The organism is Candidatus Paceibacterota bacterium, from assembly GCA_030583745.1.
Lineage (GTDB): Bacteria > Patescibacteriota > Minisyncoccia > Phycocordibacterales > BOKC01 > BOKC01.
The window spans coordinates 1-26,665 of record CP129473.1; the positions used below are offsets into that span (position 1 = coordinate 1).

General features: G+C 39.9%; 27 protein-coding genes and 1 tRNA gene. 23 read left to right on the top strand and 5 right to left on the bottom strand.

Translation table 11 applies throughout. From position 1 onward, the window contains the following. Nucleotides 1-136: 136 nt before the first annotated feature. The 6 genes from QY304_00005 to QY304_00030 all read left to right on the top strand — a co-directional run bounded on the left by QY304_00005 (nt 137) and on the right by QY304_00030 (nt 4,903). On the top strand, nt 137-508 hold the full coding sequence (locus tag QY304_00005; protein WKZ26477.1) for a DUF1428 domain-containing protein: 372 nt from the start codon (nt 137-139) through the stop codon (nt 506-508). Nucleotides 509-765: 257 nt separating this feature from the next. After that, on the top strand, nt 766-1,689 hold the full coding sequence (locus QY304_00010; GenBank protein WKZ26478.1) for a M14 family metallopeptidase: 924 nt from the start codon (nt 766-768) through the stop codon (nt 1,687-1,689). Between the two features lie 5 nt (nt 1,690-1,694). After that, nucleotides 1,695-2,579 carry a M14 family zinc carboxypeptidase gene (locus tag QY304_00015; GenBank protein WKZ26479.1) on the top strand — a complete coding sequence of 295 codons (885 nt, stop codon included), beginning with the start codon at nt 1,695-1,697 and terminating at the stop codon, nt 2,577-2,579. Between the two features lie 45 nt (nt 2,580-2,624). Then, nucleotides 2,625-3,293, top strand: coding sequence for an HD domain-containing protein (locus QY304_00020; GenBank protein ID WKZ26480.1), 669 nt, complete (start codon nt 2,625-2,627; stop codon nt 3,291-3,293). Between the two features lie 32 nt (nt 3,294-3,325). Beyond that, the gene (locus QY304_00025) at nt 3,326-4,297 is read left to right on the top strand and encodes a hypothetical protein (GenBank protein WKZ26481.1); all 972 of its coding nucleotides are present in this window, start codon (nt 3,326-3,328) and stop codon (nt 4,295-4,297) included. A gap of 12 nt (nt 4,298-4,309) precedes the next feature. Continuing rightward, nucleotides 4,310-4,903: a Gmad2 immunoglobulin-like domain-containing protein gene (locus tag QY304_00030; GenBank protein ID WKZ26482.1), complete on the top strand. Its 594-nt coding sequence runs from the start codon at nt 4,310-4,312 to the stop codon at nt 4,901-4,903. Between the two features lie 427 nt (nt 4,904-5,330). Here QY304_00030 and QY304_00035 read toward each other — a convergent pair whose 3' ends face one another. The 4 genes from QY304_00035 to secG all read right to left on the bottom strand — a co-directional run bounded on the left by QY304_00035 (nt 5,331) and on the right by secG (nt 10,585). After that, the gene (locus QY304_00035; GenBank protein ID WKZ26483.1) at nt 5,331-6,524 is read right to left on the bottom strand and encodes an MFS transporter; all 1,194 of its coding nucleotides are present in this window, start codon (nt 6,522-6,524) and stop codon (nt 5,331-5,333) included. Nucleotides 6,525-6,551: 27 nt separating this feature from the next. Continuing rightward, nucleotides 6,552-8,459 (bottom strand): ribonuclease J, encoded by a 1,908-nt coding sequence (locus QY304_00040; protein ID WKZ26484.1) that lies wholly within the window; start codon nt 8,457-8,459, stop codon nt 6,552-6,554. Nucleotides 8,460-8,540: 81 nt separating this feature from the next. After that, a complete protein-coding gene (locus QY304_00045; protein WKZ26485.1) occupies nt 8,541-10,310 on the bottom strand; it encodes an ABC transporter substrate-binding protein in 1,770 nt (589 codons plus the stop codon). Between the two features lie 44 nt (nt 10,311-10,354). Continuing rightward, nucleotides 10,355-10,585 carry a preprotein translocase subunit SecG gene (gene secG, locus QY304_00050; GenBank protein WKZ26486.1) on the bottom strand — a complete coding sequence of 77 codons (231 nt, stop codon included), beginning with the start codon at nt 10,583-10,585 and terminating at the stop codon, nt 10,355-10,357. A 135-nt stretch (nt 10,586-10,720) separates the two neighbouring features. Here secG and QY304_00055 point away from each other — a divergent pair, with 135 nt between their 5' ends. The 10 genes from QY304_00055 (at nt 10,721) to QY304_00100 (ending at nt 18,371) form a co-directional block, all read left to right on the top strand. Further along, nucleotides 10,721-11,053: a co-chaperone GroES gene (locus QY304_00055; GenBank protein WKZ26487.1), complete on the top strand. Its 333-nt coding sequence runs from the start codon at nt 10,721-10,723 to the stop codon at nt 11,051-11,053. An 88-nt stretch (nt 11,054-11,141) separates the two neighbouring features. Beyond that, nucleotides 11,142-12,803, top strand: coding sequence for a chaperonin GroEL (groL, locus tag QY304_00060; GenBank protein WKZ26488.1), 1,662 nt, complete (start codon nt 11,142-11,144; stop codon nt 12,801-12,803). A 408-nt stretch (nt 12,804-13,211) separates the two neighbouring features. Beyond that, nucleotides 13,212-14,468 (top strand): hypothetical protein, encoded by a 1,257-nt coding sequence (locus tag QY304_00065; GenBank protein ID WKZ26489.1) that lies wholly within the window; start codon nt 13,212-13,214, stop codon nt 14,466-14,468. Nucleotides 14,469-14,514: 46 nt separating this feature from the next. Further along, a complete protein-coding gene (locus QY304_00070; GenBank protein ID WKZ26490.1) occupies nt 14,515-15,087 on the top strand; it encodes a LemA family protein in 573 nt (190 codons plus the stop codon). Between the two features lie 68 nt (nt 15,088-15,155). Beyond that, on the top strand, nt 15,156-15,608 hold the full coding sequence (locus QY304_00075; GenBank protein ID WKZ26491.1) for an RDD family protein: 453 nt from the start codon (nt 15,156-15,158) through the stop codon (nt 15,606-15,608). 74 nt (nt 15,609-15,682) lie between these two features. Then, nucleotides 15,683-16,573 carry a zinc metalloprotease HtpX gene (locus tag QY304_00080; protein ID WKZ26492.1) on the top strand — a complete coding sequence of 297 codons (891 nt, stop codon included), beginning with the start codon at nt 15,683-15,685 and terminating at the stop codon, nt 16,571-16,573. Between the two features lie 9 nt (nt 16,574-16,582). After that, a complete protein-coding gene (locus QY304_00085) occupies nt 16,583-17,185 on the top strand; it encodes a CDP-alcohol phosphatidyltransferase family protein (protein ID WKZ26493.1) in 603 nt (200 codons plus the stop codon). 17 nt (nt 17,186-17,202) lie between these two features. Further along, nucleotides 17,203-17,287: transfer RNA gene (locus QY304_00090), tRNA-Ser, on the top strand. Nucleotides 17,288-17,312: 25 nt separating this feature from the next. After that, nucleotides 17,313-17,543 (top strand): DUF1653 domain-containing protein, encoded by a 231-nt coding sequence (locus tag QY304_00095; protein WKZ26494.1) that lies wholly within the window; start codon nt 17,313-17,315, stop codon nt 17,541-17,543. 186 nt (nt 17,544-17,729) lie between these two features. Further along, on the top strand, nt 17,730-18,371 hold the full coding sequence (locus tag QY304_00100) for a hypothetical protein (GenBank protein ID WKZ26495.1): 642 nt from the start codon (nt 17,730-17,732) through the stop codon (nt 18,369-18,371). A gap of 203 nt (nt 18,372-18,574) precedes the next feature. Here QY304_00100 and QY304_00105 read toward each other — a convergent pair whose 3' ends face one another. After that, the gene (locus tag QY304_00105) at nt 18,575-19,807 is read right to left on the bottom strand and encodes an FAD-dependent oxidoreductase (GenBank protein WKZ26496.1); all 1,233 of its coding nucleotides are present in this window, start codon (nt 19,805-19,807) and stop codon (nt 18,575-18,577) included. Nucleotides 19,808-19,971: 164 nt separating this feature from the next. On the opposite strand from QY304_00105, the gene QY304_00110 reads away from it, so the two are divergent. The 7 genes from QY304_00110 (at nt 19,972) to QY304_00140 (ending at nt 26,646) form a co-directional block, all read left to right on the top strand. Continuing rightward, nucleotides 19,972-20,223 (top strand): YdeI/OmpD-associated family protein, encoded by a 252-nt coding sequence (locus QY304_00110; protein WKZ26822.1) that lies wholly within the window; start codon nt 19,972-19,974, stop codon nt 20,221-20,223. A 14-nt stretch (nt 20,224-20,237) separates the two neighbouring features. Further along, complete coding sequence (locus tag QY304_00115; GenBank protein WKZ26497.1) at nt 20,238-20,723, top strand: DUF192 domain-containing protein; 486 nt, start codon at nt 20,238-20,240, stop codon at nt 20,721-20,723. A 190-nt stretch (nt 20,724-20,913) separates the two neighbouring features. After that, nucleotides 20,914-23,313 (top strand): ATP cone domain-containing protein, encoded by a 2,400-nt coding sequence (locus QY304_00120; GenBank protein WKZ26498.1) that lies wholly within the window; start codon nt 20,914-20,916, stop codon nt 23,311-23,313. A gap of 8 nt (nt 23,314-23,321) precedes the next feature. Then, a complete protein-coding gene (gap, locus tag QY304_00125; protein ID WKZ26499.1) occupies nt 23,322-24,362 on the top strand; it encodes a type I glyceraldehyde-3-phosphate dehydrogenase in 1,041 nt (346 codons plus the stop codon). A gap of 215 nt (nt 24,363-24,577) precedes the next feature. Further along, the gene (locus tag QY304_00130) at nt 24,578-25,039 is read left to right on the top strand and encodes an RpiB/LacA/LacB family sugar-phosphate isomerase (protein WKZ26500.1); all 462 of its coding nucleotides are present in this window, start codon (nt 24,578-24,580) and stop codon (nt 25,037-25,039) included. After that, complete coding sequence (locus tag QY304_00135) at nt 25,039-25,737, top strand: hypothetical protein (GenBank protein ID WKZ26501.1); 699 nt, start codon at nt 25,039-25,041, stop codon at nt 25,735-25,737. The genes QY304_00130 and QY304_00135 overlap by 1 nt, the downstream gene beginning before the upstream one ends. 9 nt (nt 25,738-25,746) lie before the next feature. Beyond that, nucleotides 25,747-26,646, top strand: coding sequence for a transketolase (locus tag QY304_00140; GenBank protein ID WKZ26502.1), 900 nt, complete (start codon nt 25,747-25,749; stop codon nt 26,644-26,646). Nucleotides 26,647-26,665 lie beyond the last annotated feature (19 nt).

Genomic DNA, 26,665 nt, shown 5'->3' on the forward strand with positions numbered 1-26,665 from the left:
TCTTTGAGTCAAGCGGGCTTTCTAAAAAGGAAGCACTGGACGGCATTAACAAACTCAAAGCCGAAGGCAAGCTCTCGTGGCAGGACGTCGACCGTCTTAAAAAGCGTCTCTAGTTTTTTAAAATCTTAATAAAATTATGACTAAAGCAAAATATGTTGACGGGTTTGTGTTATCAGTTCCTAAGAAAAATACCGATAAGTACAAAAAAATGGCACAAGAGGCCAGTAAAGTTTGGAAGAGATTCGGCGCGCTTGATTATAAAGAGTGTATGATAGATGATGTAAAGCCGAAATTTGTAACTTTTACATTTCCTAGAATGGCGAAGACAAAGCCCGGTGAAGCTGTTTGGTTTTCTTTTATAGTCTATAAATCCCGCCGGCACCGCGACGCGGTGAATAAAAAGGTTATGGCGTATTTTGACAAAAAATACAGCAAAAAAGATATGGCGATGCCTTTTGATATGAAGCGCTTTGCTTACGGAGGGTTTGAGGTTGTAGTGGGTGACTAAAATATGGATTTTCAAAAAGAAAAAGCTACGACCATGTGGTCGTAGAGTTGTGTGCCGGAGGCCTGCCCTGACGTTACGTCAAAAAAGGCAAGACGACAATCATCGGCTGTGTGCACGAAACCACCTGCCAGCCTTCTTTTTATTCCTAAATTCTCACTTTAAGCGGGTCAGTATTCAATATTCCAGAGCGCTCTGTTTTTTGGATATTTATGTTAATATTAGAGGTGTAGCCGTTAAAAACCCTAATCTAATAACATATGAAAAAATCAATAATAATCATCGTTGCAATTGTTGTCCTTGCCATTCTGGGATTCTTTATTCTTAACAAAACATCCCAAGAAAAATCAGAGAATCAAAATCAGGAAGAAACAGTAGAAAAGGAGAACACAGTAAGTACAACAACAGAAGAAAAAAACCTTGGACAATCCGAAGAGGGTCAAAGAGTCATCGGTAAATCTGTAAATGGTAATGACATTAATGCCTATACTTACGGCACAGGAGATACTCACCTGCTTTTTGTCGGCGGTATCCACGGAGGATATTCATGGAATACGGCGCTTGTTGCTTATGAACTCATTGATTACTTAAATGAGAACAGAGATACATTGGCAGAAAATTTGAGAATTACAGTTGTTCCCGTTCTGAACCCCGACGGATTGGATAAGGTTGTTGGTACCACGGGTCGTTTTGCGCGTTCTGCAGTACCAGTGTCCGAATCCCAAACTATTCCGGGTCGGTTTAACGGCAACAATGTTGATCTCAACAGAAATTTTGACTGTGATTGGCAAGCAGAAGGAAGGTGGCAAACACGAACAGTTAGCGGCGGAACCACTGTTTTTTCCGAACCTGAATCGCAGGCCATCAAAAAATACATTGAGACTAATCGACCAAGCGCTGTCTTAGTTTGGTATTCCGCCGTCGGTGGAGTTTTTGCCTCAAATTGTCATGAGGGGGTTCTTTCAGAAACCAAAGAATTGGTGAATGTTTTTGCCAATGCTTCGGGTTATAAGCCATACGAAGAGTTTGATTTTTACGAAATTACCGGCGACATGACAAACTGGCTCGCTAAAATCGGCGTGCCGGCGATAAGTGTTCTCCTTACAACTCACGAAGCTGTGGAGTGGGATAAAAATCTCAAAGGTATTCAGGCGATGTTTGGTCACTATACTGAAAACCAATAATACCAATGCAGAATTTCTCATTTAGCACAACAAAAATAATCCTCATTGTTTTTGTTGTGCTAGCGATTATTTTCGGCGCGACCGCACTTTTTGTTGATCGCGGTCGGGAAATACCGGAACCAGGGCCGATTATCGAGAAAGAATCAAAACCAAAACAGGAAATTATCGGTAAATCTGTCGAGGGGCGCGAAATTGAATCTTACACTTTTGGCAATGGACAAAATCACTTGCTTTTTGTCGGTGGTATTCACGGTGGCTATGAATGGAACAGTGTTCTTTTAGCTTATAGATTTTTGGATTACCTTTTTGATAATCCGGAAGCGGTCACTTCAAATTTGACTGTTACAGTCATTCCCAACGCCAACCCCGACGGTCTTTTTAAGGTGATTGGTAAAGAAGGGCGTTTCAGTTTTGCGGATGTGAAAGTGAGCAGGGAAGATTCAAGGCCGGGAAGATTCAACGCCAACGGTGTTGATCTCAACAGAAATTTTGATTGCAAGTGGAAGTCAGAGAGTATGTGGCAAGGTAACGTAGTAAGCGCCGGTACCGCGCCATTTTCCGAACCTGAAGCTCGGGCTATCCGCGATTTTGTTTTAAAAAACAAACTCACAGCGGCAATTTTTTGGCACAGTCGTGCAGATGCAGTCTATGCGTCTGAATGTGAAAATGGAATTCTTCCCGCAACTCGACAAATAATGAATACTTTCTCTCAAGCATCAGGATATCCGGCTGTCGATTCATTTGATGCTTATGGAATTACTGGTGACGTTGAGGGTTGGCTGGCTTCAATTGGGGTGCCAGCAATTACAGTTGAACTTAAAACGCACGACTCAATCGAATGGGAGAAAAATTTGTTGGGGATAAAGGCTTTGTTAAAATATTTTAAATGATGTTTTGTTTAGGTGGGGTCTTGCTTTAATGACGGTTTAGATAACATGGAAAAAATACCCAACGAACCGGATCTAGAAAAAAAATTAATGTCTGCTGTGGAGGCGGTGTATTCTCCACGCTTGCCATATCACAATTTTGAACACGCTAGAGAAATTGAAAAAAGAGTATTGGAGATTGCTGATCGCTGTGAATCTGAAGGCGTCCCAATTAACAGGGAAGTTATCCGTCTAGCAGCTTTATTTCACGATGCGGGTTATCATTTAGACCATGTCGCGAAAGGGTGTGAGAGCAAAGAAGAGCTGTCGACTTTTATTGCCAGGGAAGAACTTGTTAAATTAAATGTTAAGCCGGAAATTATAGAAGAGGTCTTAAAGACTATTTTGGCGACCCATCGAGATGCGGAATTTACCACTAACGAACAAAAAGTATTAAGGGCAGCAGATTTAGTTTCTTTGGCTGGTGAGTTTGAGACTTTCTTGAAAAATACAGTATTACTAAAGCGCGAAATCGAGTTTTTGCGTGGGAGTGCTATCAGTTGGGAAGAATGGAAAAATTCAACTGAAAGGTTGGTTAAATTTTATCTGTCGCAAGACATCCGACTCACGAGTTTTCACGACGACGAAAACGGCAGGTCTGTATTTCATATCGCGACAATTCAGAATTTGCAGAGGTTTTTGGGGATGCCAGAATCTGAATTAAAAAAATTGGAGTGAAAAAAGATTTCTGATATTATATTTTAGAAATCATGTCTATCGCCCCAATAATTTTATTCCTAGTCTCTTGTGGATTGATAATTTTTGCCGGCAAGTGGGTTGTCTCCTCTCTTTTGGATATAGCCCGTTTCCTGGGTTGGAAGGAATTTGTTGTTGCTTTTTTTGCTTTTTCTTTGGGATCTGTTGCTCCGGAATTTTTCATAGGCATCTCTTCGGCCTTACACGGCATCCCGGAGTTGTCGCTTGGCAATATTATTGGCCAGAATATCTTGCTTTTGACCGTGACAGTTGCCGTCTCAGCTTTAGTTTTAAGAGGGGGAATAAGAATACAAAGTCAAACAGTTAAGGTTGGTTCGACTTTTGCGGTTATTGCTGCGGTTCTTCCTTTGATTATGGTTTTAGACGGAACCTTGTCGAGAATTGACGGATTGATTTTAATTTTTACTTTTGCTGGTTTTACCGTCTGGTTGTTCTCAAAAAAAGAAAGATTTTCCAAGATTTATCAAGATGAGATTAGTGAGTCTTCAAGTGTTGGTCTTAACACATTCTTTAAAAAAATTTTTATTTTTATCGGAAGTCTTGCCTTACTTGTGGTGTCAGCGGAAGGAATCATTCGATCTTCTCTGGGTTTTGCCGAAGGTCTCGGATTCTCGGTGCCCTTTGTCGGACTTTTGATTGTTGCAATTGGAACAGGCCTACCCGAAACCTACATATCTTTTAATTTGGCTAAAAGAGGTCAATCGTGGATGATTTTGGGCGGACTTATGGGGGCGGTGGCTTTGTCCTCGACCATGGTTCTTGGTCTGATTTCTGTAATACAACCCATTGTTATTCCGGCTTCAGAATTGGCACATCTGACTTTAGCCAGGATATTCCTGCTTTTGAGTGCTCTGTTCTTCCTGTTTTTCGTCAAAACCGGCAGACAGATTTCCAAGAAAGAAGCAATCTTTCTTCTGCTCTTTTACGCAGTTTTTGTGTTTTCGCTTCTGTATTTACCGGGTTAAAATATTAAACATATGAAAAATTTCTTGATAATTATTCTTGCTCTATCTTTTTTGGTTTTTGGTGCCGCTGTTTTTTTCTACTATCAGGAAAAGAATATCTTAAATGAAATAAACAGCTTTGAGGATTGTCTGACGCATGGTTTTCCGGTGATGGAATCTCACCCAAGACAATGCATGACACCGGACGGCAGGAGCTTTACTGAAGTATTGGAAGAGCCGGCTCCTTTGGAAAGAGATGATTTGATCGTTTTAATTTCGCCTAAAGCCGAGGAGTTTATCACAAGTCCGCTTGAGATATCAGGCCAAGCCCGAGGTAATTGGTTTTTTGAAGCAACATTTCCTGTCGTTTTGACTAATTGGGACGGACTGATTATTGCTGAACACTATGCCACTGCTAATCCGCCTGCCGGTGGAGACTGGATGACTGAAGAATTTGTGCCATTTGAAGCATCTCTTAATTTTGAAAATCCGTATAAAGAGGGTGACCCGGATTTTATGCGAAGAGGTTTCTTGATTTTACAAAAAAGTAACCCTTCCGGACTGCCCGAATTTGATGACGCCCTAGAGATCACAGTGTATTTTTCTGATTCAGGGATTGAGCTTTAATCTTGTTATCTAATGATTGAGATTGAGATTATAAAGAGATAAAGCAGGGCACCATCGTAAGACAGCGCCCCGCTGGAGGAGAGAGAGACCGTGTTTGAACAACCTATCTTTAACTATAACCCCAATAAAATTAAAAGCAAGAATTTATCCACAACTTAAATAATTATAAAAATGGAACATTATATTTGTACAGGTGGTTGCAATGGGGTGTCTCAAAACCCCGGTCTTTGCCAAGACAAAAGCTGTTCAAAACACAATAAACCGTTGATTTTTTGTGACTGCGACACTTCAGAGAATCATAGGACAGAAGAAAGGCCGAAAGATCCGCAGTAGTTTTTATTAGCGACGTAGAGCGAGAGAAATGGGAAAGCAAAGCTTTCACATTAGCGAGTCCCGATAATACCTCCTCTGCCCCGAGGAACCTTTATTATCGAGTATCTTCTATACTCAAGCTGTATTTGATTCCAAACAAGACTATTATAGAGAGGACAAGAAACAAAAAACTATACTGAATATTCAAAATTTCAAAACCGGTCAAAACCCCCGCAGCGATTAGGGGTGCGACAATTAAAGCTAGCGGTCTTGAAATCCGGAAGAAACTTATGATGTCTGGCTCCCCAGCTCTTACTTTTTTGAAGAAATAACTTTCCGAGGCGATTTCGGTAAAACTCGCTCCGACTCTCGTCATGAAAAGGACTAGCGCCCAAATTATAAAAACTGGACTGTTTAAAAAGGCCGTTATTGCGGTGCTTGACGCGATTATTAAAAAACCGATTGTCATGATTTCTTTTTCTCCAGTTTTTTTATCTGCAATCCACCCCATCGGAATTTCAAAAATAAGAAATGGCAGAAGCATAATGGTAAAAATCAAGCCGATCTCGGTCCAAGAAAAATGCAAATTTTGCGACAAGTGAATCGGCATATAAATGACCATCCAGGCGAAGAAAAATTGCAGTATAAATTGTACCGCGAAAACTCCAAAAATATTTTTATCAGAAATAATTTTTTTAAAAGTTTCTTTCAGAGAGCTTTTTTTTGGATATTCAATCTTAACTTTTAACCCTCGCTTCGCCAAAAAGAATAAGGGTATAAGTAATGTCGCTGAAACTAGATAAATCTTCCAAAAGTCGCCGTTTGTCAGTATTAATCCGGCCAATGCAGGAGAGATGACAAATGCTAAATTGCCCAAGGTCAAATAAATACCCCTTATTCCACCAGTTTTGCTTTCTCTTTGGTCTGAATAGTTTTCTAGAAAAATGTCTAAACAAAAAAGAATGGTCATTATTGTTCCTTGATGCAAGACAAATAAGATTGCGACAAACAGCGGGTTTTCGGTCAAAGCTAGCCCTAATACTGCTAGAAATTCAAGGAATATAAAGAAAAGAACTAGGCGGTAATTTCCAAATTTGGAAATTAGCTCCGGTCCCCTGAGTAAGAAAAACAGATTTAACACCGCTCCTAGAGCAAAGAGAAAACCCAAAGAGCCCGGAGAAAAAAATTGCTCAAGGAACGTTGAGTTTATGTAGATTATGAGAGCAAAGTGGAGTGAGAGAAGAAAATTTGAAGCCAAGATTGAGAATAAAAATCTCAACGACGAATTTATCTTTGAAAGAAAAAACATTTTCCCGCTATCTCTGTTTTTAAATTATTAAACTCCTAAAATTACAGGAATCACAATCGGATGCTTGGCTGTTTTTTGGAACAAAAACTGACTGATGTTCTCGGCGACATTGGACTTAACATATTCAAAGTCTATTGGATTCATGCTGACAGTCGATTCTTCAATTGTTTTTTTGATTATCAGTCTTGCTTGTTGTAGTAAGTCTTGGGACTCTCTCAAATATACGAAACCGCGAGAGATGATATCAGGTGACTTTTTTAATTTTCCAGTTCTGGTGTTAATGCTGGCGATAATGACAAACATACCTTCTTCGGCTAGAGTTTTTCTGTCTCTGATAACAACCTCTTGCATATCGCCAACCGAGTACCCCTCAACCATCATCGGACTGTTTGGAACTTCTTCTTTGAGAATTTTCATTTTTTGACCGTTGTCGTAAATTTCGATGATTGAGCCGTTATTTGGAATCGCAATATTTTCTACTGGGGTGCCAAGAGACTGGGATAATTCGGCGTGTTGCCTTAGCATGTAGTGGTGGCCATGAACTGGCATGAAAAATTTGTAATTTATTTTTTTGTGAATCCATTCCAGCTCGCCGCGGTTGCCGTGACCGGAAGCATGAATGTCAGAATCAAGATAGGTGATGACTTTCGCTTCCGAGCGATATAGGTTGTCTTTGAGTCTGGTGATGGCATATTCATTGCCGGGTATTATAGATGATGACAAAAGGACGGTGTCGTTTTTGCTTAGGGTTATGCTCTTGTGTGTCTTATTGGCGATTCTCATGAGCGCTGCATATTCTTCACCTTGTGCACCGGTAGCGATTAAGACAACCTTTTTTGGTTCGTAGTTGTTTATTTCGTTTACAGAAATCAAGTTTTTAGCTGAAAGGAGATTGAGTTGTTTTATTATCTCTAGATTGGATTTCATACTCCGACCTTCTACAGCAACTTTCTTTCCGTATTTTTCAGCCAAGCTAATTATGCTTATAATTCTTTCAACCTGTGAGGCGAAAGTGCCAATGATCAGACGTCCGGTAACATCTCTTATTATTTTTTCTATATTTTTTACAACAACACTTTCAGATATTGAAAAACCTCGTTTTTCTATGCTTGTCGAGTCCATTGTTAGAAGCAGAATTTCTTCTTTTTTGAATCGCTCGTATTGTTTCTCCTCTTCTTCAGTTGGTTTGGATTCAATGTTGTCCACGCGGACGTCTTCTATGAAGACAATTTTTCCTACCGGTGTTTCTATGATAAGTCCCATTGAATCGGGAATTGTGTGAGAGATCGGAAATGATTCTATTTTGAAATGTTCACCCACTCTAAACTTTTCATTACCCTCGATAATCTTTATGTTTAATTCTTGCAGATGGGGAAATTCTTCTTGTCGTCTTTTTATCATCAGTGCGCCAAATTGACGCGAATAAATCGTCGGATTACCAATCGGTTCAATTATGTAGGGAATTGCGCCGATATGGTCTAAATGTCCGTGAGTGATGAAAAGACCTTTTATTCGGTCTTTGTTTTTCATCAAATACTTTATGTTTGGAATTATAAAGTCTATTCCGGGCGTATTTTCTTCTTTGAATTGCAACCCCGCATCAACAACAATTATGTCATTTTTATATTCTATAGCTGTCATGTTGCGTCCGACCTCCTCTACTCCTCCAAGCGGAATGATGCGAAGATTGTCGCCAATTGGTGGTATTTGCGGAAAACTTTCTTTGGATGTTTGCATTGCCACCCTAGTCTGACGATTTCTAGGTTTTTCAAAGCGTCTCCTATTGGACGAAGGTCTAACTCTTCTTCTGTCACCACTCCCGTGTCTTCCGCTCTCTTTTCGAAATTGTGACTGGTCTTGAGCCACGTTTATTTTTTGCCCCTCTTCTTTTACGATTGAAGCAAAAACCGCATTCTTTTTTTCTTTTGGTCTCATGTCTATTATTAATAAAAACAAACCTGAACGAGAAATTAGGACCTCGTTCGTATTTTTATAATTAAATTATTAGTTTTTAATTTATTTTTGTTTAACAAAAATTTTCCAGATTTTATCAGTTTCAATATACCAGTTGTGAACATTTAGAAATCTGTCACTACTTTGTGATATCAAACCCAAATCGACTTCTTTCAGTTTTCGAGGTAAGACATAGATGAAATCCGGAGAATAAATAAATATTGCCGGAGAATCTTCCAAAACTTCTTTTTCAAATTGTATGTATTTTTTCATCCTTTCGTCTTTGTTCAGGATGACTCTGGCTTCTTCAAGAAGTTTGTCAGTAGTTATATTAGCATAAAGTCCGATATTAAACCCAGGGTCATTTCTTTGAGAAGAGTGCCAGAATGGGAACAAGTCCAAGTCTCTAGCCGCGCTTATCCCAAAGAGCAGGGATTCGTAATTTCTCGGGCGAATTACGTTTTGACTTAAATCTCCGTTGGCCTCAAAAAATTTTATGTCAACTTCCGCGCCGATTTTCCTCCACTCTTCTTGTAGTATAGTAGCGACGGCTTTGAGGTCCGGCAGGTTGCCGGTAGAAATTGAAAATCTTAATTCAGAATTGCCGTCTTTGGTCTTTCTTGTTCTAACACTCTCCCCCTCTCCCAACTTCCAACCGGCACTCTCCAAAATCTCAATTGCTTTTTCTATCCTATTTGAATCTGGAGAAATGTCTTTGTCTTGTTCAAGTTGCGGTAGGTGGGCAATTGGAACCGGACTGTTTATTGACCGACCAAATCCCAGAAGGACTTCTTCAACAATTCTTTCTTTGTCTAAAGACATATCAAGCGCCACCCTGACCTCTTTTTGTGTAAAGATTGAAGATTCGTTCTGGTTTAGAAATACTCCGAAGATTCTCGGTAGAACATTTGTTTTTACCAAGGCCCCCTTTTCTATTAAACCCGAAGCTTCTTCGGGAGAAATAGAAGATACACTCTCTATCACCCCTCTTTCAAAAGCTTCTATCAGTTCATTTTCGTTGGTATAGAATCGTAAAATTATGTTCTTTAAAAACGGTTCTCCCAAAGTGTAATTTCTAAAAGAAGTTAAGTGATAAGAAATTGGCAATCCGTTCGAATCTTTCTTTAGACTTTTTATTCTATATGGTCCGGATCCTACGGGCTCTATATTTAATAGACTGAAAGAAAACTGTTCTTGACTTAGGTTGTTCCAGAGGTGTTTAGGCAATATACCTAAAGTTGCATTGTCCAAAAACATAGCATATGGCTGGCTTAGTATAAAACTTATAGTCTTGCTGTCTTTTACTTCTGTTTTTACACCTTCCCAATTTGCTCTTCTCGGACTTCTCAGACTTGGTTCTTGGATTTTGAGAACGGTGAATTCAACATCCGCGGTTGTGACCGGTTTCCCATCATGAAAATATATTTCGTCTTTCAAGATAAAGGTATATTTAAGCCCGTCCTCGCTGACCTCCCAACTTTCTGCCAAATCAGGAATGAGCTCTCCTTTCGGTGTAGATTTTAAGAGACCGGAATAAATGAGCGCTACCAAGTCTCTATCTGCGTTTGAGCCGGGCAAAGCCAAAACAGGGTTTGCAAAACGGGGTGAACCGACGATTCCCTCGACCAGAGTTCCTCCGTGTGCTGGTACTGGAACAGTTAAAGCGTAATTTGCTCGTAGTAGGAGTGTGGCGCTTGAGATTGAGAGTAGGAGAATCAAGAACAGCCCCAAGACTTTTTCCGTCAAAGAAAGAGAGTCCAAAACTTTTCCAACCTTTTTCTCGCCGGGTAATTCCCAACTTTGTTTCAATAAGATAGATGCTTTGTTTAACATAAAAATTAGCCGCCTATTGTTTAGACGCTTTTAACTTAGAAGATTTAAAGCAGAAGTGCCAAGATTGAAGCCAAAACAAAAATAACAGCTAGAACAATAGTAGTGTTGAATATTGTTTTTTCAAACCCACGTCTTTCAAAATGGCTTCCGCTACCGTCTCCTCCGCCAAAAGCTCCGCCAACCCCAGCTTCTGAACGCTGGAGCATAACAAGGGCTATGATGGCGATTGATAAAGCGACCTGTATAAAAGGTAATAAGCTCTGTATTAGACTCATTTATCAGATTATACCAGGGCTGACAAATAAAGCAAACCGTTAGATATTGACCCGATCAATCTGATTGTTTATACTAACTGCGCTTAATAACTAAAAATGGTCGCATTTATAAGTCTTATTTTCTTTGTTTAACCTATGAGCAAGAAAGATTTTCCCCCAAAAAGGTCGTCTTTAAAGGTAATTCCTCTTGGTGACAGAGTTTTAGTAAGACCTCTTTTGGAAGAAGAAACCGGGAAGAAAAATCAATTCGGGATTATTATTCCAGAGACGATTGATAAGGAAAAACCAGAGCAAGGAGAAGTTCTAGCTGTCGGCGAAGGCAGGTATGAAGATGGTAGGGTGGTGCCGATGCGATTAAAAGCCGGTGACAAGGTGTTGTTTTCAAAATACGGATATGATGAGGTAAAGGTTGACGACGAAGAACTTTATATTTTGAAAGAAGAAAGTATATTAGCAATAATAAAATAGGCGCTAGGAAATTAGGCACTAGGCGCTAGGGAAATTCCTAAAGCCCAAGACCTAACAACCTAAAACCTATACTCTATAACCTAAAATTATGTCTAAAAAAATAATTTATGGCGAAGACGCCAGAAAATCTCTAAAAAGAGGAATTGATAAAGTCGCTAATGCGGTAAAGATTACTATCGGCCCTCGCGGTCGTAATGTCGTTTTGGATAAAGGTTATGGTGGTCCGACAATCACCAACGATGGCGTTTCAATCGCCAAAGAAATTTCCCTTTCCGACAAATTTGAAAATATGGGCGCTGAAATCGTAAAAGAGGTTGCTTCCAAAACAAACGATATTGCCGGCGATGGAACTACAACTTCCGTGATTTTAACCCAAGCTTTGGTTGACGAAGGTATGAAGCATACGACTTTGGGGGTCAACGCTATGGCGGTTAGAAGCGGAATAGAAAAAGCCGCAAATAAAGCGGTTGAGGTCCTAAAAGAATTAGCCAAGCCGGTGAAAGACAGAGAAGAAATCAGACAAGTCGCGACCATTTCAGCCGAGTCGGAAGAGCTTGGGAAAATAATTGCCGATACAATAGATAAGGTTGGAAAAGATGGGGTAGTAACCGTTGAGGAATCGCAATCATTCGGGGTTGAATCAGAAGTTGTGGAGGGTATGGAATTTGACAAAGGTTATGTCTCGCCCTACATGATTACCGATGCCGAGCGGATGGAAGCGGTCTATGAAGACGCGGGAATTTTGATTACCGATAAGAAAATTTCCGGCATAAAAGAAATTTTGCCGTTTCTGGAAAAACTTGCCCAAACTGGAAAAAAAGAGCTTGTAATTATTGCTGACGATGTGGAAGGCGAAGCGCTGGCGACTTTTGTGGTTAATAAATTGCGTGGCGGTTTCAATGTTTTGGCTGTCAAAGCGCCGGGTTATGGCGACAGGAAGAAAGAAATGCTTGAAGATATTGCGATTACTACCGGCGGAAAAGTTGTTTCGGAAGAATTAGGGCTTAAGCTAGAGAGCGCGGGTCTTGATGTGTTGGGTAAAGCTAGAAAAATTATTGCTACCAAGGACAATACAATAATTGTTGGCGGTAAAGGCAAAAGATCTGATATTGATGCTCGAGTTGCCCAAATTAAGAAACAGAGAGAGATGTCGGATTCGAAATTTGATATTGAAAAATTGGATGAAAGAATTGCTAAGCTTTCAGGCGGGGTCGCGATCATTAAAGTTGGTGCGGCGACCGAGACCGAAATGAAGTATTTGAAATTAAAAATTGAGGATGCTGTCGCCGCGACCAAAGCAGCTATTGAGGAGGGAATTGTTACCGGAGGTGGCAGCGTTTTGGTTCGAGCAGCGGCTAAGATTAAACTTGGTCGGACTGATATTTTGTCCGAAGACGACATTGGCTATAATGTGGTGGTCAAAGCTTTGGAAGCGCCTTTGAGACAGATTGTTTTAAATACCGGTAAAGAAGATGGCGGGGTGATTGTAGATAAAGTCAAAAATTCCGACAATCCGAACACCGGTTATGACGCTCTAAATAATAAAGTTGTAGCCGATATGTTCAAGCAGGGAATTATCGACCCATTGAAAGTCGCGCGAAGCGCGGTTCAAAACGCCGCGTCAGCCGCCGCTATTCTTTTGACAACCGAAGTGGCGGTTGCCGATGAGCCGGAAAAGGAAGATAAATCCGGAGGTGCTGGAATGGGCGGAGGTATGGGTATGGGCGGTGGAATGCCCGAGATGATGTAATAGAAAAATAACGAAAAAGCACTCGCCGATAGGCGAGTGCTTTTGACTATATTTTTCATTATCCCGCTTTTATTTTGCCGGTGTTTTATCTTGAAACATGCGGGCGGCGAATAGCCGCATCCCTTGTCTAGCGAAGCATGTTTCCGCAAATTTTTACGCAAGATTATAATTGTATTCTGTAAGTTCAATATGAAAAAGCAAAATAAAGGCTGGGATAGTATAAACGCTGATTCAGCGCTGATCAACTCGCTGAAAAACGCTGAAAACCCCGTCCCGGCATTTGCCGGGGCGGGTTTGTTAATAACCCTTACTAAATCATGAGATTTTCCTGCTAAACTAAAAACTAAGAGGACCACAAGAATTGCCAAAAACTACAGACTACTAACTACTTACTACTAACTAATTTTTATGCCTCCCGAAAATCAATTTCAGAATCAAAATCAGGAGGTGAATTCTCCGAAGAAAAAAAGCCCTTTAATTTGGGCCGTAGTTTTAATATTAATTTTATTAGTCGCCGGAACGGTTGCTGGGTACTTTGCTTTGAATAAAACTGATTATAAAAATTACGAAATAAGTATAATTTCACCTGATTCAAATGAGATTTGGGAAATAGGCAAGAAATATAAAGTTGAATGGTCTATTACCCCGGATCTTTTATCTTCTCAACCGGGTCTTTTTATGCATATTGATTTAAAGAATACAGACACAGGAGATGCGGTCAAAATTTATAACGGTGCTATACCGGAAACAGAGAACTTAACTTTTCTTTTAGAGAAAGAAATGTCGGAATCGGGCTATGGTGGGGGAATTTTTGTCGGCCCAACAAAATCTATCGGGATAACCAATGGTACTTACAGAGTCAATTTAGAAATATATAAAAAAGTCTCTTGTAAGAATCATTGCGTAGATGTGGCATTTGATGTAGAGACTTTAGCAGTAGCTTCGAGCGAAATTTTTCTAATTAAATCTGAAGGATCGGTTTCCGCTTGGGAGAAAATTGTTGCTAAGCTGGACAAGACAGCCCTCAGATCAGGATGTAGCCCGTTTTATCCAGTAGATTTATATGCTGTCGCCAACGATGGAATAGAAACTTTAATCTATAAAGGTATGAAGGTTTGTAATCCTGGAGGTATTACAGAGGATGAATTTGGAACGGTTAACAAACTATTTTCCTTCGATCCTTTTATTGTCGATGGGCAAAGATTGGGTGAGGTGGTCCGCATGGGGAGCGGAGATGCTGGGTCAGGTTGGAGTCGTTCTGTTTATTTCCCTTATTCGAACCCAACACAGTATTTTGAAATAATCACATCATTCTATCAGCAGAATTCTAGTTTTACTACAAAGTATTTAGGAAAAGAAAATAAGGTAACAGTCAAACCAGCAGATCTAACGTTAGGTAGTTGTGAAAGTCATGAAATTGCTATATACATGAATGACGTAAAGGTTTGGGAAATAAATGAAAATTATAAAAAATCTATTTGTGAAAATTATTACGTAGAAACGGGAGGTGTTCAAAAGGCCAGAATTAATTATAAATATCTATTTTCAAATATTCGACCAACCTCTCAAGATTTTCATGTAATAGAGTTTAGCTGGGGAAGTCTCCATTTTAGATTCAATTTAATTGACCCAATTAATACATTCGTATTATCAGGAAAAGGATAATTTTATGTTATAATAACTTTCTATAAAATTAATCGTATAAAATAATATGAACGCATTCACATATATTTTTATTGGACTTATTGTCCTCATCGTTCTCTGGGTCATAATGGCCTTTAATCGTTTTGTTCGTTTGATTAATCGAGCCAAGGAAGCTTGGGCTGACATTGATGTTCAACTCAAAAGGCGCTATGACCTTATTCCGAATTTGGTCAACACCGTCAAAGGTTATGCTTCGCATGAAAAAGGAGTTTTTGAAGCGGTCACTGAAGCAAGGACTCGATCAATGAACGCCGAAGTCAAAGGCGATGTAAAAGGAGTAGCTCAAGGTGAAAATATGCTTGCCGGCGCTTTGAAGAATCTTTTTGCCGTGGCGGAAAATTATCCCGACCTCAAAGCCAATACAAATTTTTTAGAGCTTCAAAGAGAATTGTCTGATACAGAAAATAAAATTCAAGCAGCCCGAAGGTTTTACAATACCAATGTTAGAGATCTAAATACCGCTGTCGAGTCATTTCCGGCCAACATTATCGCTAAAATGTTTAAATTTTCTCAAAGGGACTTTTTTGAACTTGGTGAAGGGGAGGTGGCGGCCAAAGAGCCAGTTTCTGTAAATTTTTAAAAATTTATAGAAAGACCCCGACCCTTACTTCATACTTTATTATTTAAATTAAAAAATTTTTTAAATTTATGGAGCAAAACCAATCGTTTGTTGAAGGACAGCCGCAACCGCAGTCTCAAGTCGCGGTTGCGGCTCTGCCGGAAGTAAAATTTGCCGGCTTCTGGCGTCGTTTTGGAGCCGGAATTATTGATATGGTTATCTTAGCCGTTGCTTCTGGAATCTTGTCTTTTATTTTTGGTGAAGCAATGCAATTTCTCGGTACCATAGTCGGCTGGCTTTATTTTGCTTTTTTTGAGAGTTCCAACAAACAGGCAACTCTTGGCAAAATGGTTTTGCGTCTTCAGGTTACCGATATTGAAGGCAAAAAACTTTCTTTTTGGCGAGCGACCGGAAGGCATTTTGCAAAAATTCTTTCCATCCTTATTTTGTTTATCGGATACTTTATGATTGGCTGGACAAAGAAGAAACAAGGTCTTCACGATATTATTGCTAAAACGCTAGTTATCAGACATCCGTTTTAGGTGGAATTGGGGAAATGGAATTAATTTCTTCCCTAACCCTATACCCTAAACCCTAGTGGCTAGACCCTAATCTTATGAATATATATAAGGAACAAGACAAAAATATCCGAAAGACATGGTTTTTAATGTTTTTCTTTTTGGTTGTGGTAATTGCCGTCGGCTGGCTGATCTCTTGGTACTTTGATTCACCGGGCATTCTTTATATTGCAGTCATTTTTGCTATTCTGATGAATTTTTTCAGTTACTGGTATTCGGACACAATAGTTATCAAACTGACGCGAGCTAAGCCGGTCTCTCGCGAAAGCCACCGCGAGCTTTGGAACATTGTTGAAAATCTCTCCATAACTGCCGGACTACCGATGCCGAAACTTTACATTGTAGAGGACTCGGCACCGAACGCTTTTGCCACTGGCCGTAATCCAAAAAATTCCGCTGTGGCGGTCACTTCCGGCCTGCTTCAAATTTTAGACCGCACGGAACTTGAAGGGGTTATTGCTCACGAGCTTTCTCATATCGGCAATCGCGATATGCTGGTTTCTACTATTGCCGTAACTTTGGTCGGATTCATTGCGATTCTAGCCGACATTTCTTGGCGAATGGCTTTTTTCGGCGGCGGTGGACGGCGAGATGGCAAAGGCGCCGGCTGGCTTATGATTTTGGCAATTGTGGCCATAATTTTGGCGCCAATTGCCGCGAAAGTTATTCAGTTAGCAGTTTCCCGAAAGCGAGAATTTTTAGCTGATGCTTCCGGCGCGCTTTTGACTCGCTACCCGGAAGGTTTGGCCTCGGCTCTTCAGAAAATTTCAAATTACAGCCGGCCGATGCGACATGCTAGCCACGCTACTTCGCATCTCTTTATTTCCAATCCGTTCGGTTCACAGGGCTTTGTCGGTTTTATGAACAAACTTTTTTCTACTCATCCGCCAGCGCAAGAAAGAATCAGAGCTTTACGTGGAGAAAAATAATTTTTGGGAATGTTTAAAAATTTAAGAATTCATTCAACTGTTTCTGAAAATCCGAACTTCTTTGACAAAATTTTGGATAAAGTTTTTCTGTGGCTGATACCAAAAAATATTGTTCCGAATCACGTTACGACTTTTCGCTATCTTTCTATCCCTGTAATTTTGTATCTTTTGCTCTCAGGCTTCCATGGCTGGAGCATAATTCTTTTTTCAATCTCGGCTTTTTCTGACGCGATTGATGGTTCTTTAGCTCGGACTAGGCGACAGATTACTGATTGGGGCAAACTTCATGACCCTTTGGCTGACAAGCTTTTAATCGGTTCTGTTGGCGCAGTGGCAGTTTCAATTTATTTGAGTTTTTATTTGATGATGGTTATTGTCATCATAGAGCTCTTCTTGATTTTAAATGCCATTATAAAAATCAGAAGAGGCGACAAAACAATAACAGCTCTCTTGCCGGGTAAGGTTAAAATGATTTTACAGTCTGTTGGCGTGGGGTTGGTTCTGCTTTTTATTGTTTTTCCTATACCTTGGATTTTGTCTTTAGCCGCCACCCTTCTCTATCTTTCAATATTTTTTGCACTACTTAGTCTTATCGTTTATAGTTCTATCTAGAATTTTTGAATATATAAGGAGGGTTCGCATAGCGGTCTAGTGCGCACGCTTGGAAAGCGTGTATGTCGAAAGGCATCAAGGGTTCGAATCCCTTACCCTCCGCATCTAACAGCTAGCACGAGGAAATATGAAATCAAAAATACAAAAGGGTAAATATAAACATTACAAAGGCAATGAATACGAAGTTCTTGGACTTGCTCATCATGCCGAGACCCTGGAACCATTAGTTGTCTATAGAGCTTTATATGATTCAGAAGAATTTGGTCCAAATGCTTTATGGGTGAGACCGTTATCTATGTTTACAGAAGAAGTTAGGGTTGATGGTAAGAAAATCCCCCGATTTGATTATGTTGGGTAAGAAGCTGTTAGAACCTCAAATTGTTATACTGAATAAGCTTAAATATGCTTTGCAGGGCTTGACCGTCCAAGGTTCTCCTTCGGTAAGCTCAGGATAAATAGCCCGACGAAAAAGCCCCCCACACTAATTTTTTGCAAATTATTGGTGTTGGGGTAAAAATTTTAAGAAAAATGACAGAGTAGGATTATGAAATTACATTTTACATACAACATAGAAAAAGATATAGAGAATTTCATCAATGGAACTCGAGCGGTAAATAGTAAAAAACCGACGAAGTTTCAGATTGCATTTTCTGAAAAATACGGCGACTATTTTGAAACAGAGAAAGTTAAAGAGTTTATTGAAGAGCAAGACGCGATAACTGGTTTTGACGTAAACAAGGAAATTGTCGTCATTGAGAAGCGTTGGAAAATTGCCGAGCAGGTTTTTATTAATCGTGTAGAAAAAATATTTGATATTTCCTACCCTACACCGATTATCACTGTCTATTTAACCCACAACGAACGTTGTACTTACAATATTGAGCAAAACTACTTTTTCGTTAGAATCGGCTCGGAATTTTCCACCAACACAATAATGCACGAACTTTTACATTTTTACACTTGGCACGCTTTCGGAAAAAAGTTGCTGGACGACGGGCTTTCAAAATTGGCATATAATGATATCAAAGAATCTCTCACAGAGATTCTTAATCTGGAGTTTTCCGACCTTATGGGCGGAAAACTAGATAGTGGATATCCACAACATCAGGAGATGAGGGAGAAAATTCGTAATTTGTGGCCAGCCAAGAAAAACATTTTTCTGATGGTTCAGGATTTGATATCATAATAATTGACGCAGAAATTTTTTTGGCGAATCCAGAACCCGCCCGCATTCCTCCCCAGACCCCTCCTGCGGGCGGGAAATCAGCCGAGGCAGGGCCCCAGACAAATTGTTTCGCCCTGCCGAGTCCTTTTTAATCATTTGGGTTTTGCTCGAAATAGTTTCGAACTTTGTCCAACAAACACCGCCAATTTTCACTTTTGCCCGACTCAATTTTCTAACCGATCGAAAGAAAATAAGTCATGATTTTCTACGCCTCTGCCTAAAATTATGTCTACCAAAATATTCGCAGCAATAACGCCGAAGGTTATTCCATTTCCCCCGAATCCGAGAGTAAAATATATATTTTTATAATCTTTCGGTACTCCTACATAGCCGAGTCCGTCTTTAGTCTCGCCGAAAGTGCCAGTCCATGCATAATCGACAGATATAGGAAGGTCTTTAATCAATGATCCATATTTTTCTGTCAGAGTTTTTGTTTTTTTAGACAAAAGAGCGTCGCGGGCTTTTGGGTCTACAACTTCTTCGTCTTCACCTCCTACGATAATTCTGTTGTCGGGGGTGGTTCTTACATATAAGTATGGTCGGGATGTTTCCCAAACTAAGTAATCTCGCAGCCAATGAGAGGATAGATCGGGGAGGGGGTTGCTTGCTATTACATAAGAGCTTTTTAAATCTACTAAATTCTGGCCTAAGTAATTCTGGCTTTCGTAGCCGGTGGCGAAAACTAGGTCGCAAGTTTTAATGATGAATCCACTCGTGGTGAGTATGCCTTTTTCGCAAGTGTTTCTGTCTCCCACCTCTCTTTCGGCAATATCCGTATGCTCATAAATTTTTACCCCATTCTTTTGAGATTTTTTTATAAGTTCGTGGGTTAATTTATATGGATCAACCTCCGCTCCTTCGTGGTAGATTATTCCAGCTTCTCTGTCGATGTTATATTTTTCTTTTAATTCTTTGGCCTCTACGTAATCAACCTTGAAATCATTCTTCTTTAAGGTCTGGTACTCTTTTCTTAGATCCTCCACGTCCTCACCACTTCCCGAGAGGTAAATGGTTTTCTTTTCTTGGTAGCAACAGTCGACTCCGATTTTTTCGATAATATTTTTTATTTCTTTTACCGAGGAAAGGGATACTTTGTAGGCGCGCACTGCTTTTTCAGCACCCACGAGCTCTATGAGTTTATTTAAGCCCACGTCCAGTTCGTAGATGAGGAGCGCAGTGCTTGCGCTGGTGCTACCTTTTGCAATTTCATCTTTCTCCACCAGAGCGATTGTCAAACCATTTTCATTGTTCTCTGACAGCTGGTAAGCTAAGAGCGCGCCCATGATTCCGCCTCCAACAATTAATATATCGCAGGTAATATTTTCCTTTAAAGGTTCATAACTATATATTTTGCCATTTTGCGCGGGCCAGAGACTGATTCCTGATCGTAAGTCCATTCAAACATTGTAACATTTGGATAGGCATCTTAATCTAATTAGTCATCAAAATCCCTATCAGTAATAGAAAAAAATTATATAATAAGATTGTCATATAAATAGAAACTAAAATCATCTAAATTATACAGAAACTGTTAATCTCGGTTTTAGCAAAAAAATAATTAATAGATATGGTGAAGGTGGCCACAGGTGTCGCTCATAAAGTACCGAAAGATCTCAAAGATACTTTGAAAAAAAATCCAAAGGTGTTAGAGATTTGGAATCAGCTCACTGCGCTTGCTCGTAACGAGTGGATTTGCTATGTCACTATCGTTAAGAAGCCGGAAACAAGAGAGAGACACCTCGCGCGTCTCCAAGAAGATTTACAAAAGGGTAAACGACGCCCGTGTTGCTGGCCCGGGTGCTCGCATCGTTAAATTATTAATTTTAAATGAATCTTGCAAACAAAAAATTTATTTTTCTTATCACGCCCGTTATTTTTTTTATCGGCACAATTTTATTTTTTATTTTAATTTTTGAATCTCCAACTGAAAAACATACGACCCCTGATATATTTTATGAAGAAAACATATTGCTTATCGGCAATTCAACGGTAAGTTTGGAGATAGCAGATACGACAGAAACAAGGATTAAGGGTTTGTCAGGTAGAGACGGACTAGATGACAGTCATGGACTTCTTTTTGTCTTTGAAAAACCGGATTTTTACGGCATTTGGATGAAGGAAATGAAATTTGCTATCGATATTGTGTGGTTAGATGAAAATTTATCAGTCGTTGATTTCAAAAAATCTGTAGCACCGGAAACTTTTCCAGAAGTTTTTTATCCAGTAAGCCCAGCGCTTTATGTTTTGGAATTAAATGCCGGATTTCTCGATGAAAATTCAGTCAAAATCGGAGACGTGGCCGAATTGAAATAAAGTTTTCCCCAACCGTCCGTTTTCTCTCCTCAAAATCATTTCTTGTCGCTAAATTTTTCCAAATTCAGGTCTTATTTTTCAAGGGTTTTTTTGGGAGCACGGATTTTGTCTTTACAAAGTCTGTGATTTGTTTTCTCCAACGATAAAAACCTGCTTTTTTCTGTTCTGTGGAAAACTTTTTTGGGTTAAAATGTATGGGCAAAATAATTTTATTCGCTTAACAAAAAGAGACATGGTAAAAACAGCAAAACCGCAAGGTAAAAGGTCGAATCTTATAAAGAAAGTTCAGAAAAGAAGTGGTGAAGTTGTTGATTTTGATATTGAAAGAGTTTCAAGTGCTATTTACAAAGCCATGTTGGCAACCGGCGAGGGGTCTTTTGAAGAGGCAGGTATGGTTGCGAATAAAGTTTTAGCGGATTTGGTGAGAATTTCCAAAAAACATCCAAATTTTTTGCCGACTGTTGAGGGAATTCAGAATTCTGTTGAAAAAGAACTGATGCTCTCCGAATATGTCGCAACCGCTAAGTCTTACATTCTTTATCGTGAGCAAAGAAACAAAATGAGAGTTTCTGGTTTGCAAGTTCCGGAGAAAGTCAGAAAACTTGCTGCTGAAAGCAAGAAGTATTTTAAAAATTCTTTAGCCGAATTTATCTTTTACAGAACTTATGCGCGTTGGATTGAAGAAGAGCAGAGAAGAGAAACTTGGATTGAGACAGTTGATCGTTATGTTGGCTTCATGAAAGAAAATCTTGGAGACAAGTTAAGCAAATCTGAATATCAGGAAGTCAGGGAGGGAATTTTAAATCACCAAGCGATGCCATCAATGCGTTTGTTGCAGTTTGCTGGTAAGGCGGCGCGTTCAACTAATGTCTGCGCTTATAATTGTTCATACATCGCGCCAGAAAATTTTCAAGATTTGGCGGAGATAATGTATGTTTCGATGTGTGGCACCGGAGTTGGTTGGTCGGCTGAAAGTCAGAACGTTCAAAAATTTCCGCAAATAAAAATCCAAACTGGTAAAAAGCTGCCGGCTTGTGTTATAGAAGATAGTAAAGAAGGGTGGTGCAACGCTTTTGTTTTGGGTATGAAGACTTGGGCTGAAGGGAGTGATATTGAATTTGATTATTCTAAAATAAGACCCGCTGGCGCTCGCTTGAAAACTATGGGGGGCAAAGCTTCTGGGCCGGAACCATTGAGAAGATTGCTTAGCTTTACCAGAGACAAAATGCTGAAAAAACAGGGCAAGCGTCTTTCAAATATTGATGTTCACGATATTATCTGCATGGTTGGTGACTGTGTTGTTTCCGGAGGTGTTCGACGGAGTGCCATGATTTCTCTTTCTGATTTTGATGATCAGGAAATTAGAGACGCGAAAAAAGGTCAGTTTTATATTACCGAACCGCAAAGGAGCTTGGCGAATAATTCAGCAGTTTATACCAATAAGCCGACTAGCACAGAATTTCTAGAAGAATGGATCGCTTTGATGAAGTCTGGCAGTGGTGAGAGAGGGATTTTCAACAGAGGGTCACTTGCTAAGACTTTGCCCCAAAGAAGAATTAAATTCTTGAAAGAATGCCCAGAGAGTTATTTTGACAGCACCGGAGAGAATATTATAGGAAGTATTGGAACTAATCCTTGCGGCGAAATAATCTTGCAATCTAAACAATTCTGCAACTTGTCCGAAATTGTAGCCAGAAAAGAAGACAATCTAGATTCGCTTTTGAAAAAAATGCGTTTGGCCACCATTCTTGGTACTTATCAAGCGACCTTAACCAATTTCTCTTATCTTTCAAAAAAATGGAAAGAAAATTGTGAAAAAGAAAGACTACTCGGAGTTTCAATTACTGGTCACTGGGATTGCCCGGCCCTGAAAGATGCCAAAGTTTTGAAAGCCCTACGTGACGAGGCGGTAAAGATCAATCGACAATACTCTAAGAAGTTTGGTGTGAACATTTCAACCTGCATCACTTGCGTCAAGCCGTCAGGAACTTTGTCGCAGATGGTTGATTGCGCTTCAGGTATGCATCCTAGATATTCAAAATACTACATAAGGAGAATTAGAATTTCAGCTACCGATTCTCTTTTCAAAATGTTGCGCGATCAGGGCGTGCCCTATAAGCCGGAGGTTGGTCAGACGATGGAGAGCGCTTATACTTTCGTCTTTGAGTTTCCAGTTAAGGCGCCTGCCGGCTCGCACATATTCAAAGACGATTTATCTGCCATTGAGCAACTTGAGTATTGGAAATTGGTGAAGGAAAATTATACCGAACACAATCCTTCAGTAACCGTTTCAATTGGTGAAAACGAGTGGATTGAGGTAGCTAACTGGTTGTACAAAAACTGGGACATTATTGGCGGACTTTCTTTTCTTCCGAGAGATAACCATGTTTACCAACTAGCTCCGTTTGAAGAAATCGATGAGAAGAAATATAAGGAAATATCAGGACGTCTTGAGCATATTGATTTTTCAAAAATCATGACTTATGAGAAGCAAGACGAGACTGAAGCTAAAAAAGAATTAGCTTGTGTTGCCGGAGTTTGTGAGGTTGATGAGATCGTTCAAACTGCGCCTTCTGTTTCGCAAAGTTAAACAGCAAAATGTCTAAAACAAAAAAGATAAAAGTTGCTATAAATGGCGCTGGGCGTATTGGCCGATCGTTTATTAGAGCAGCTTTGGAAAGAGAAGATTTAGAAATTGTAGCGGTCAATGATTTGGGCGATATAGAAAACATCGCTTATCTTTTAAAATACGACACTGTTTATGGTAAAAGTAAATTTGAAGTAGAAATTGGCGAGCGTCAGGAGCACTTGTCACTTGATGGTCAAAAAATTCTATTTTTTAGTCAGAAAGACCCTCTGCAATTACCTTGGAAAGAGCTTGATATTGATGTTGTCGTTGAATCGACCGGCGTTTTTACCAAATTTGAAACAGCCAAAGTTCACTTGGAAGCTGGTGCCAAGCGCGTAGTTATCACTGCGCCGGCAAAAGACGAACCGTCTAATGAATCGCAGGCCACAGTTTTGATGGGTATTAATGATGAGAAATTAAAAACCTGCAACATTACTTCTAACGCTTCTTGCACGACAAATGCCGGCAGTCCGGTCATTCAAATTTTGAACGAGATGATCGGTATAGAAAAAGCACTTTTGAGCACTGTTCATGGTTATACCGCCAGTCAGAGCGTGGTTGATTCACCGAACAGCAAAAAATTCCGGCTTGGTCGCGCCGCGGCGCAAAACATTATTCCGACTTCAACCGGAGCGGCTACTGCCACAACTAAAGCCATTCCAGAGCTTGAGGGCAAATTTGACGGCATTGCTCTGCGGGTACCGGTTCCGGCTGGTTCTATTGCCGATATAACTTTTATCGCTAAAAGAAATACTTCTGTTGAAGAGGTAAATGAAATTTTGGAAAAAGCCGCCAAAGAAGAAAGATGGAAGGGAATTTTTGGAATTACCAAAGAACCGCTTGTCTCTTCCGATATTTTAGGAAGCCCTTACGGCTCAATCGCCGACCTGGATTTGACCCGCGTGGTGGATGGAAACCTAGTAAAAGTTTTAGCTTGGTATGACAACGAGATGGGGTATGTTCATACTTTGATTGAGCATGTAGTAAAACTTGGTCAGTATATCAAATAAAATTTTTAATAAAAAAGTTGTTATCGTATCCGACCGCGTTGGGCTTGAACTTAAAGAAACACAAAATATATAACCAATTCAACACGGCCGTGTTGAATTGGTTATATTTGTTATTTTTAGGGAGTTTAAGATTTTTTCTAAACGGTCTAAAATTTTTTAAATTATATTTGTTGAGGGAATAAGAATTAAAAATATTACTATGATAGAATATAAATATGCAAATTTTTATTGCATCAGACCACGCCGGGTTTGAACTTAAAGAAAAACTAAAAGTTTTTTTGAAAGAGCTTGGATATGAGATGGAAGATAAAGGCGCCTTTGAATTGAATCCGGATGATGATTACCCAGATTTTATTTCTCTTGTTGCAAAAGAAATAGCCCTTCGACAAGCTCAGGGCGATCACGATGCTAAGGGCATCGTGATCGGTGGTTCGGGGCAAGGCGAGGCAATTTGCGCCAATAAATTTAAAAGTGTCAGGGCGGTAGTTTTTTATGGCGGAGATAAAAAAATAATTTCTTTATCTCGCGAACACAATGACGCTAATGTTTTGTCACTAGGAGCACGCTTCTTAAACGAAGAAGAAGCCAAAGAGGCGGTAAAGCTCTGGTTGGAAACGCCATTTTCAAAAGACGAAAGACATATACGACGAATAAAAATGCTAGAAGCTAACAGCTAATGATTAAAGTCATTCCCGCAATAATTCCAAAAAGTTTTCATGATTTGGAAGAGAAAATGTCTCAAGTTGTAGGGCTAGTACCCTTGGTGCAGATTGACGTTATGGATGGCAAACTCACTCCGGAAGCATCTTGGCCCTATTTGAATTCCGAAAACACTGATTTTGTAGCAATAAAAAAAGAAGAAAAAGAGTTTCCCTTTTGGGAAGAATTGGATTTTGAGGTTGATTTAATGGTTCGCCAGCCGGAAAACGTTTGGTTTGATTGGATTATCGCCGGCGCTAAAAGAATTATTTTTCATGTTGAATCAACAGAAGATTTGGGTAGTTTGGTAAAAAATTTTAAAGAAAAACTTCCAGCCAGTGATTCAGCTCTTCATATTGAACTCGGACTTGCGCTAGACATTGACACTCCGAACGAAAAAGTTTATCCATTTGTGCCGGAATTAGATTTTGTCCAGTTTATGGGAATTGCCAAAATTGGTTTTCAAGGCCAGCCGTTTGATGAAAGAGTTTTGGAAAAAATAAAAAGTTTTAAGCAGAAGTTTCCGGAAGCGATCGTTAGTGTTGACGGGGGAGTAAGTTTGGAAACCGCTCCTCGCTTGATAGAAGCCGGTGCAACCCGCCTCGCCTCCGGCTCGGCGATTTTTGAAAGCGGAAACATTTCTGGCACTATAGAGAATTTGAAAAATCTAGGTTAAAATATTTGCATGTCTCACAAACTAACTGACCAAAAAAAGGACGAGCTTGCATTGATTGCCAATAATGTGAGGCAGTCAATTATTGAATCGCTGATTGAAGCCGGCTCAGGACATACCGCCGGGCCTCTTGGAATGGCGGACATTTTTACTGTGCTTTATTTTCATCTCTTAAAACATGACCCTAAAAACCCACTTTGGGAAGAGCGAGACAGGGTGATTTTATCCAACGGGCACATTTGTCCGGTGCTTTACGCGACAATGGCTCACGCAGGATATTTTCCAGTTGAAGAACTTAAAACCTTGAGAAAATTTGGTTCTCACCTGCAAGGACATCCTCATAGAGAATATTTACCGGCGCTTGAAACCAGTTCCGGACCTTTGGGTTCAGGACTTTCACAAGCAGTTGGTATGGCTTTAGCTGAGAGAATTAATAACGGAACTTCATCGCAAAAATTTTTCTACTGCTTAATGTCAGACGGCGAGTTGGACGCCGGAAATACTTGGGAAGGAGCGATGCTTGCCGGAAAAGAAAAGCTTTGGAATTTAATAGCGATAATTGACAGAAATAATATTCAAATTGACGGCGTTACTGAAGATATTATGCCACTAGAACCTTTGCGAGCTAAATGGGAAGCGTGGAATTGGCATGTAATTGAAATTGACGGTCATAATTTTGAAGAGATTGTGGATGCGGTTAATCAAGGTAAAGCCGTGTTTAACAAGCCGACGGTGATCATTGCTCATACTATTCCCGGAAAAGGTGTTCCTGAGTTTGAAAGAGATTTCCGTTGGCATGGAGCGCCTCCCGGCAAAGGTCCGACTGATAAAGTTCCAGCAGACAAGCAAGGAGAGGTGGCTCTTAAAGCGCTTAGGACATTAGGTGGAAAGGTTGAAAGTGAGAGTGAATAGAAATAGGAAATTTAATTTA

Coding starts and splice junctions, on each gene's coding strand:
- QY304_00005 (WKZ26477.1), top strand. CDS start 137: ATGACTAAAGCAAAATATGTTGACGGGTTTGTGTTATCAGTTCCTAAG.
- QY304_00010 (WKZ26478.1), top strand. CDS start 766: ATGAAAAAATCAATAATAATCATCGTTGCAATTGTTGTCCTTGCCATT.
- QY304_00015 (WKZ26479.1), top strand. CDS start 1,695: ATGCAGAATTTCTCATTTAGCACAACAAAAATAATCCTCATTGTTTTT.
- QY304_00020 (WKZ26480.1), top strand. CDS start 2,625: ATGGAAAAAATACCCAACGAACCGGATCTAGAAAAAAAATTAATGTCT.
- QY304_00025 (WKZ26481.1), top strand. CDS start 3,326: ATGTCTATCGCCCCAATAATTTTATTCCTAGTCTCTTGTGGATTGATA.
- QY304_00030 (WKZ26482.1), top strand. CDS start 4,310: ATGAAAAATTTCTTGATAATTATTCTTGCTCTATCTTTTTTGGTTTTT.
- QY304_00035 (WKZ26483.1), bottom strand. CDS start 6,524: ATGTTTTTTCTTTCAAAGATAAATTCGTCGTTGAGATTTTTATTCTCA.
- QY304_00040 (WKZ26484.1), bottom strand. CDS start 8,459: ATGAGACCAAAAGAAAAAAAGAATGCGGTTTTTGCTTCAATCGTAAAA.
- QY304_00045 (WKZ26485.1), bottom strand. CDS start 10,310: ATGTTAAACAAAGCATCTATCTTATTGAAACAAAGTTGGGAATTACCC.
- secG (WKZ26486.1), bottom strand. CDS start 10,585: ATGAGTCTAATACAGAGCTTATTACCTTTTATACAGGTCGCTTTATCA.
- QY304_00055 (WKZ26487.1), top strand. CDS start 10,721: ATGAGCAAGAAAGATTTTCCCCCAAAAAGGTCGTCTTTAAAGGTAATT.
- groL (WKZ26488.1), top strand. CDS start 11,142: ATGTCTAAAAAAATAATTTATGGCGAAGACGCCAGAAAATCTCTAAAA.
- QY304_00065 (WKZ26489.1), top strand. CDS start 13,212: ATGCCTCCCGAAAATCAATTTCAGAATCAAAATCAGGAGGTGAATTCT.
- QY304_00070 (WKZ26490.1), top strand. CDS start 14,515: ATGAACGCATTCACATATATTTTTATTGGACTTATTGTCCTCATCGTT.
- QY304_00075 (WKZ26491.1), top strand. CDS start 15,156: ATGGAGCAAAACCAATCGTTTGTTGAAGGACAGCCGCAACCGCAGTCT.
- QY304_00080 (WKZ26492.1), top strand. CDS start 15,683: ATGAATATATATAAGGAACAAGACAAAAATATCCGAAAGACATGGTTT.
- QY304_00085 (WKZ26493.1), top strand. CDS start 16,583: ATGTTTAAAAATTTAAGAATTCATTCAACTGTTTCTGAAAATCCGAAC.
- QY304_00095 (WKZ26494.1), top strand. CDS start 17,313: ATGAAATCAAAAATACAAAAGGGTAAATATAAACATTACAAAGGCAAT.
- QY304_00100 (WKZ26495.1), top strand. CDS start 17,730: ATGAAATTACATTTTACATACAACATAGAAAAAGATATAGAGAATTTC.
- QY304_00105 (WKZ26496.1), bottom strand. CDS start 19,807: ATGGACTTACGATCAGGAATCAGTCTCTGGCCCGCGCAAAATGGCAAA.
- QY304_00115 (WKZ26497.1), top strand. CDS start 20,238: ATGAATCTTGCAAACAAAAAATTTATTTTTCTTATCACGCCCGTTATT.
- QY304_00120 (WKZ26498.1), top strand. CDS start 20,914: ATGTATGGGCAAAATAATTTTATTCGCTTAACAAAAAGAGACATGGTA.
- gap (WKZ26499.1), top strand. CDS start 23,322: ATGTCTAAAACAAAAAAGATAAAAGTTGCTATAAATGGCGCTGGGCGT.
- QY304_00130 (WKZ26500.1), top strand. CDS start 24,578: ATGCAAATTTTTATTGCATCAGACCACGCCGGGTTTGAACTTAAAGAA.
- QY304_00135 (WKZ26501.1), top strand. CDS start 25,039: ATGATTAAAGTCATTCCCGCAATAATTCCAAAAAGTTTTCATGATTTG.
- QY304_00140 (WKZ26502.1), top strand. CDS start 25,747: ATGTCTCACAAACTAACTGACCAAAAAAAGGACGAGCTTGCATTGATT.